The sequence below is a fragment of the Flavobacterium sp. GW823-FHT04A11 genome (genome assembly GCF_058796535.1).
The window spans coordinates 4,361,218-4,369,127 of sequence record NZ_CM179503.1; the positions used below are offsets into that span (position 1 = coordinate 4,361,218).

Sequence of the window (7,910 nt, forward strand, 5' to 3'; positions counted from 1 at the left end):
AGTTTCTGTTAAGTCAATTAGTTGTTTAGATTATAATTTTATCTGTGTATTCTTCTGTTAATTCCTGGCTGTACCAGATTTTGTTTCTGATTTCTGCAGCAATTGTTTTAATCTCCGGATTGTTGAATAATACATCCAGTTCAATTTTGATATTGAATGCTTTTTTGATCTCGGCAATGACCATAATGGCTTTTATACTCTGCCCTCCGAGGAAAAAGAAATTATCTGTAATTCCTATTTTATCGCGGTTTAATACTCTTTGCCAGATTTCAACCAGTTCAGATTCTACTTCATCCGTTGGCGCTACATATTCTGTTCGTATCAAATCTGCATCGGCCACAGACGGAAGCTGTTTTTTATCCACTTTTCCATTTGTAGTAATCGGCATCGATTCTAACTGGATATAATAACCCGGCAGCATATAATCCGGTAAAACCTGACTTAATTGCGTTTGAATAAGGCTTTTATCCAGCGTAGTATCCGCAACATAATAAGCTACCAGATATTTCTCGCCGTTGTCTTCTTTTACGGCTACCACAGATTGGCTGATTTCCGGAATGTTCGAAAGGCTGTTTTCCAGTTCGCCTAATTCAATTCTGTATCCGCGAATTTTTACCTGATCGTCTACACGTCCCGTATAATCGATGTTTCCGTCGGCAAGCCATTTTCCTAAATCTCCGGTTTTGTACATCAAAGCGTCTTCACGGAAAGGATTTGTAACGAATTTTTCTTTAGTAAGATCTTCTCGATTGATATACCCCTTAGCTAATCCGTTTCCTGAAATGTATAATTCTCCAATTACGCCTACCGCACACGGATTTAAAAATTCATCCAGAATGTAGATTTGTGTATTTGCGATAGGTTTACCAATCAAAACTGTTTCCTGAGCATCTTTTACATCATAAACAATACAGCCAACAGTAGCTTCCGTAGGTCCGTATTCATTGATAATACGAATGTCCGGATTCAGTTTCTGAAGGATTCTTACCTGATTTTCCAACAATGCTTCTCCTCCTACTACGGCCAGTTCCAGAGTTGTTGCAGGCAAATCAAGATTTTCTAAAATGCTGATGTGCGCCGGCGTTAGTTTGATATTGTTAATATTACTGGTTATATAATCAGTCAGTAATTGCGAGATATCATCTGTTGTTTCAAAAATGGTTAAAGTTCCTCCGCTGATTAATGGCAAAAACAAACTGGTAACCGTTAAATCAAAAGAAAGTGAGGTAAACAATCCGAAATCAAGTTTTTTGGCCCCGTTTGCCGAGTAATATTCTTTTCCCCAAAGAAGGTAATTTGTCAAAGATGCATGTCCAATTTCAACTCCTTTTGGATTTCCTGTAGAACCTGATGTATAAATAACATACGCCTGATCCTGAGAAAGTATGGGTTGTTTTTCGAACTCAACTTCAAGGTCTGTATCGAATTCTACATCGACAGAAAAGATGTTTCCGTCAAAATCCAAGTCAAAAATGAATGCAGTTTCTGTAATCAGCAATTTCAAATCGGCATCTTCAAAAATAAAGGCTTTTCTGTCGGCTGGTAATTCTGAATCAATCGGAATATAAACTGCTCCGGCTTTTAATATGCCCAGTATCGAAATAATAACCCATTCGCTTCTGTTTAACTGAATTCCAACAAAATCTCCTGATTCAACCTGATAATTTTCTTTTAAAGCATGCGCCAGACGATCTGTAAGCAGGTTTAATTCGCTGTAACTTATATTTCTGTTTTCAAAAACAACAGCAATATCATCCGGCGTTTTTTGTGCCTGTTCTTCAAACAAATCAACAATTGTTCTGTCTTTTGGATAAATAACATGAGTTTGGTTAAAATCATACAGTAATTGATTTTTTTCCTTTTCTGTTAAATAATCAATCGTGCTGATATTTAATGCATCCTTTCCGATACTGAATTGATTTGCAATATTAAAAAAGTGTGCTTTTAAATTCTGAATTGCTTCTGTATTGAAAATCGTACTGTCGTATTTGAATTCTATTTTAAACCACGTATCTGACGGTACTACTGTTGTGTGAAAATTATAATTGGTCTGATCTGCAAAATCAACTTTTCCAATCGTTATTTTTTTATCTTCTTCACTATACAAAGCCGTTATTTCGTCATCGATGTTGTCTTGTACCAAAAAGTTTTCAAATACTACTATGTTGTTAATCAATCCCATGCCTAATTCGCTTTGCGATTGCACTTCGGATAAATTAATATAATGATGCGTTGTACTTTCCAGCATTTCTAAATGAAGTTGTTTTAAAAACGTCGCCGGAGTATCATTTTCCTTATAACTTACCCTAACCGGAATCGTATTGCTAAACAAGCCCACGATACCTTCTACATCTTCTAATTCTCCAGGTCTTCCCGAAACTACAGTACCAAACAAAACATCATTTGTGCCGTTGTATCTGGATAATAAATACCCCCAAACTCCCTGGATATAAGTACTTAAAGTGATCCCTAATTCCTGGGTTAATTTGTTTATATTTTGAAAAACAGCTCCGTCTACAAAAAGTTCTTCTGCTTTGTAAACCGGTTTTCCATCTCTGTTCTGAATATTCTTTTTCTTAAACGGAATTTCAGAAACAGTTTCTATCGTGCTTAGGTAATTTTTCCAGTAAGACAGCGATTCATTTTTATCAATTTTGGACAACCAGTTGATATAAGTAGAGTATTTTACCGGTTCCGGCAAAGTAATATCCTGATTGTTGCTCAAGGCCATCAAAATGCGATAAAAGTCATTGACTAAGATGCTTACACACCAGCCATCCATAAGAATATGGTGATGGCTCCAGATAAAAACATATTCGTTTTGCTTATTGGTTTCTACCACTTTTAATCTCATCAACGACGGTTTATTCATATCAAAACCGCGGTTTCTGTCTTCTTCTTTTATTCTTTCAATAGTACTTTCTACATCTGATTCGTTTGCTGAAATTCTTTCAAAAGAAAAATTCCCTTCTGCTTCTTTATGCACAATTTGCAAAAGAACATCGTCTAAACTATCTGTAAACGAGGTACGTAGAATTGGATATCTCGCGATTAGTTTATTGAAGGCTAGTTTCACTAATTCAATATCAAGATTATTGGTTTCGATACTATATGAAAACTGCTCTAAATACAACGGACTGTTGCGGTTTACCAGCCAATGGTAATATAAACCTTGCTGTAAAGGCGATAGCTCATAAACATCTTCTATACTATTGTCGCTGTTTAATTCTGCCAGTTTTTGATTTGGAATTTTTTTATACGTCAAATCAGAAGCGGTCAGGTATTTTTGTTTTGCAGAAGCTAATTTTAGTATCAGGCTTTGTAAATTTTTGTTGTAATATTCGTTGAGTTTTTTAATCGTTTCTTCAGTATAACAATCTGCAGAATAACGTATTGAAATTCTCAATTCTCCCGAAACCATCATTCCGGTAATGTCCAGTAAAATTTTACTTCTGGTATTTTCCAAAGCTACCGGAAGACCAATACTTTCTGATGAAAAGTCAAATAGTTTTTTTGTATTTTTCTCTTTTGCATTATCATTATTATCACCAAAATCTCCCAGATAATTAAACTGTATTCTTGGCACTAATTCGTTTTCAAAACGTTTATCCAGATAATTTAAAATTCCGTAACCAATACCTTTGTTGGGTATTTGGCGCAATAATTCTTTTGTGGTTACTAACTCATAATCATCAGAATTCGATAAATCCAAAACAAAAGGATATATCGTGGTAAACCATCCGACGGTTCTGCCAATATCAATACCATCGATAATTTCTTCTCGGCCGTGTCCTTCCATAGCAATTACGCTTTTTGAGATGCCAAAAACATCACGAATAGCCAATCCTAATCCGGTTAAAAGAATGTCGTTTATTTCGGTATTATAAACATCGTGAACCTTTGTTTTAAGTGTTTCTGTCAGGTCTTTTTCTAAAGTGAATCCGTATTCTTTATTTAAATTCCACGAAGATTGAGCCGACTCAAAATCTACCGGTAAATCTTCGGTTTTATTTGCCGAATAGTTTTCCCAATAAGCACGTTCCTGCTGCATCGTTTTGCTTTGTGCAAACTCATTTTGCACTGCAGCCCAACGCTGAAAAGAATCTGTTTTAAGAGGTAAGGGCACCAAAGTTGCTTCCTGATGTGACTGATACAAACTGGATAGATCTTCTAACAAAATACGCCATGAAACTCCATCGATAACCAGGTGATTTATAATCAAAGCCAGTCTGTCTCCATCTGAAAGCCTAAAATGCCCTATATGAAATAATATTCCGGATGTAATATCAATACTTGATTGTAATTGTTCTCCAATTTTTTGTATTGCCGCCAACTGATTTTCTTCGTTTTGCAAATCATGAAATACAATTTTATAATGCTGTGCAGAGGCATCACGATTGTATTGATTCCACACACCGTTTTCTTGTTTGTAAACCATTCGCAAAGCATCGTGGTGCAAAACCAAAGAAGAAATTGATTTCTCTAAAACCTCTGCATCAATTTTTCCATTCCAGTTTAATAGTACGGATTGATTGTAATAATCCTTATTTGGAAAAAGTTCGCTATCTAAAAAATAACGCTGAATAGGCGTTAATAAAACATCTCCAATTACCTGAGACTGATCTACAACTAATTGATTAAGTGAAAGCATTTTAGCCAAATCTTCCAATATTGGCGTTTTTAAAATCTGCTCAACTTTAAGCGAATAACCTTGCTGTCTTAAACGTGAGATTACCAGAATAGACTTGATAGAATCTCCGCCAAGATTGTAGAAATTGTCTTTTATACCAATGTTTTCATATTTTAAAACGTGAGACCACGCGGCAGCCAATATTTTTTCTTCCACAGAAGACGGCGCTACATATTCCGTCTTAATCAAATCTGATTCTGTAACAGCCGGAAGTAACTTTTTATCGACTTTTCCGTTTGTGGTAAGCGGTAAAAATTCCAGTTGGATATAATAACCCGGAAGCATATAATCCGGCAATAGTTTGCTTAGTTCTGACTGAATGTGATTTTTATCCAGAATTGTATCTGCAACATAATACGCTACCAGATATTTTTCATCTTTATCCTCTTTTACGGCTACAACAGAATGGCTTATTCCTGCAATATTGGAAAGACTATTTTCCAGTTCGCCCAATTCAATTCTGTATCCACGAATTTTTACCTGATCGTCGATACGTCCGGTATAATCGATATTTCCGTCAGAAAGCCATTTTCCCAAATCGCCCGTTTTGTACATTAAAGAAGCAGCATGAAACGGATTAGAAATGAATTTTTCTTTCGTAAGATCTTCACGATTGATGTAACCGCGCGCCAATCCGTCACCAGAAATGTATAACTCTCCCGTTACGCCAATCGCAACCGGATTTAGAGATTCGTCCAGAATATAAATCTGTGTATTGGCAATTGGTTTACCAATTAAAACCGTTTCCTCAGCATCTTTAACATCATACACAATACAGCCAACAGTAGCTTCGGTTGGCCCGTATTCATTAATGATTCTAATATTTGGATTCAGTTTCTGAAGGATTCTCACCTGGTTTTCCAATAAGGCTTCTCCGCCTACTACGGCCAATTCTACAGCTGTTGCAGATAAATCCAGACTTTCTAAAATACTGATGTGCGCAGGCGTTAATTTTATACTGCTAATATTACTGCTTAAATAATCTGTAAGCAGTTTTGAGATATCATCTGTCGTTTCAAAAACTGTTAAAGTTCCGCCACTTATCAAGGGCAAAAACAAACTGGTAACGGTCAAGTCAAAAGAAAGTGACGTAAATAAACCAAAATCCAGATTTCGGGATCCGTTTGCTGAGTAATAATCCTGTGCCCAAAGCAGATAATTTGTCAAAGACGAATGCGCAATATCAACGCCTTTTGGGTTTCCGGTTGAACCTGAAGTGTAAATTACGTAAGCAGAATTATCTACACCCACAACTTGTTCTGCATTTATAATAGGATATTTATCTGCCTTGCCATAAAAATTATTCCACTCTGCAGCATCAATAATTACTTTGCAATCGCTGTCTTTTTCGATAAAATCAATTCTTTCCTGAGGATAGGCAGAATCAATTGGCACATAAGCGCCTCCTGATTTTAAAACGGCCAATATCGATGTTATTAAGGCTTCGTTTCTGTCTAGTTTTATCCCAACTTTATCCTGAGGCTGAATTTTATATTTTGCTTTTAAATAACCCGCAAACTGATTGGCTTTTGCGTTAAGCTGTGCATACGTTAATTTGACTTCACCAAAAACCAATGCAATCTCGTTTGGTGTTTTTTCGACTTGGTCTTCAAATAAATCAACAAACGTTTTATCTTTTGGATAATCAGCTTTTGTATCATTAAAATCAAATAAAACTTCTTGCTTTTCTTTGGCTGTTAAGTACTCGATACTTTTTGTTTGCTGAGCCGGATTCTCTACAATACTTTCAATTAGGTTTTTAAAATGACCGATGAATTTTTTAACAAACTCTTCATCATATATCGCATCATTATTTGATATTGTCAATGATATTGTATTTCCTACTTCGTGAAATACGAGTTCTAAATCAAAATTTAAATTTACAAAGCCAAAATCCAGAATTTCTTCTGTTTTATTTTTATCGATAACAATTTCTTTGTTTACTTCAGAGAAATTATAAAGATTTACCATGACATCAAAAATGTAATTTCTGCTAATGTCATGCGTTAGGTTTAGCTTGGAAACCGTCATGTCAAAAGGATATTTTTGATGTGAGAAGGCTTCAAAAATAGCTTTCTTTTCGTTTTCAAAAAACGTCAAAAATGAATCTTCTTCTTCGATTCTGCTTCTTAATGGAACTGTATTTACATAAAAACCAATTTGATTTTCTAAATCAGCGTCTTCTCTTCCCGCAACTGCGGTTCCAAGTGTAATATCTTTTTCCTGAGAATATTTATGAAAAAGAACCTTTAGAACAGCCATTAATCCCACAAATAAAGTTCCTCCATTTTCAGCGCACAAAGCTCTGAGTCTGGCTGTTAATTGTGGAGACAGATAAGAGAAATACATGTGTCCGTTAAACGATTTAATCTTTGGCCTTGTTTTAGAACCCGGAAGATTTAGTCGTGTTAAATCTCCTGAAAGTTTGTCAAGCCAAAAATCTTCATGTTTTTTATAAGCCCCTTTTTCAATTTCTGCCAATTGCCATAAAACATAATCTTTGTACTGAATTTTGATATCTTCCGGCTCTTTTTCTCCAAATTTTAAAGCTTTATAAAAAGCAAAAATATCTTTCTCTAATACTTCCAGTGACCATCCATCGGTAATAATGTGATGCATGTTGTAATAAAAAACAAAAGTATCTGCTGTCAATTTTAGAAAAGCAGCCCTGAATAAAGGTCCGTTTTCCAGATCAAATAACTTTTTATTGTCTTCCATCATATAAGTATTCGCTTTTCCTCTGGAATTTTCTTCCTTACTGAAATCCAAATACGTAATTGGAAAATCTGAATCTTCTTCATTCAAAATCCATTGTCTTACTTCTCCGTTTTCGTTTAATCTAAAAACGGTACGAAGAATTTCATGACGTGCGATTACTTTTCTAAGAGCCTGTTCAAAAATGGCAATATCGTATTCTCCGTCCAGATAAACTCTCGCATGAATATGTTGTGCTTTAGAATTTTCTTCGACCTGGCTCATTAACCAGATTCTTTTTTGTGCATGCGAAACCGGATAGCTTTCCTGGAATTCTGCTTTTGTAATTCCTGAATTTGCATGAGAATGCCTGGCAAGGAAACTGATTAATTTTTCCTTGTTTGCCTTGATTTTACCAATGATTTCACTGTCTAATTCTCCATCAAAATTAATCTCGAGATTATCACCATTCAATGAAATAATGACATCGTTATCTTCTAATTCCTTTATTAAGTTTAACATTGAT

At 35.2% G+C, this 7,910-nt stretch carries 1 protein-coding gene; it reads right to left on the reverse strand.

Going from position 1 to position 7,910, the window contains the following annotated elements; genetic code table 11:
* Positions 1-25: 25 nt before the first annotated feature.
* Positions 26-7,906 carry an amino acid adenylation domain-containing protein gene (locus tag AC3QL1_RS18810; protein WP_492493673.1) on the reverse strand — a complete coding sequence of 2,627 codons (7,881 nt, stop codon included), beginning with the start codon at positions 7,904-7,906 and terminating at the stop codon, positions 26-28.
* Positions 7,907-7,910: the final 4 nt, after the last annotated feature.

What these genes read in the sequence shown, in the direction of transcription:
- AC3QL1_RS18810 (WP_492493673.1), bottom strand. Translation starts at nt 7,906, where the DNA reads ATGTTAAACTTAATAAAGGAATTAGAAGATAACGATGTCATTATTTCA.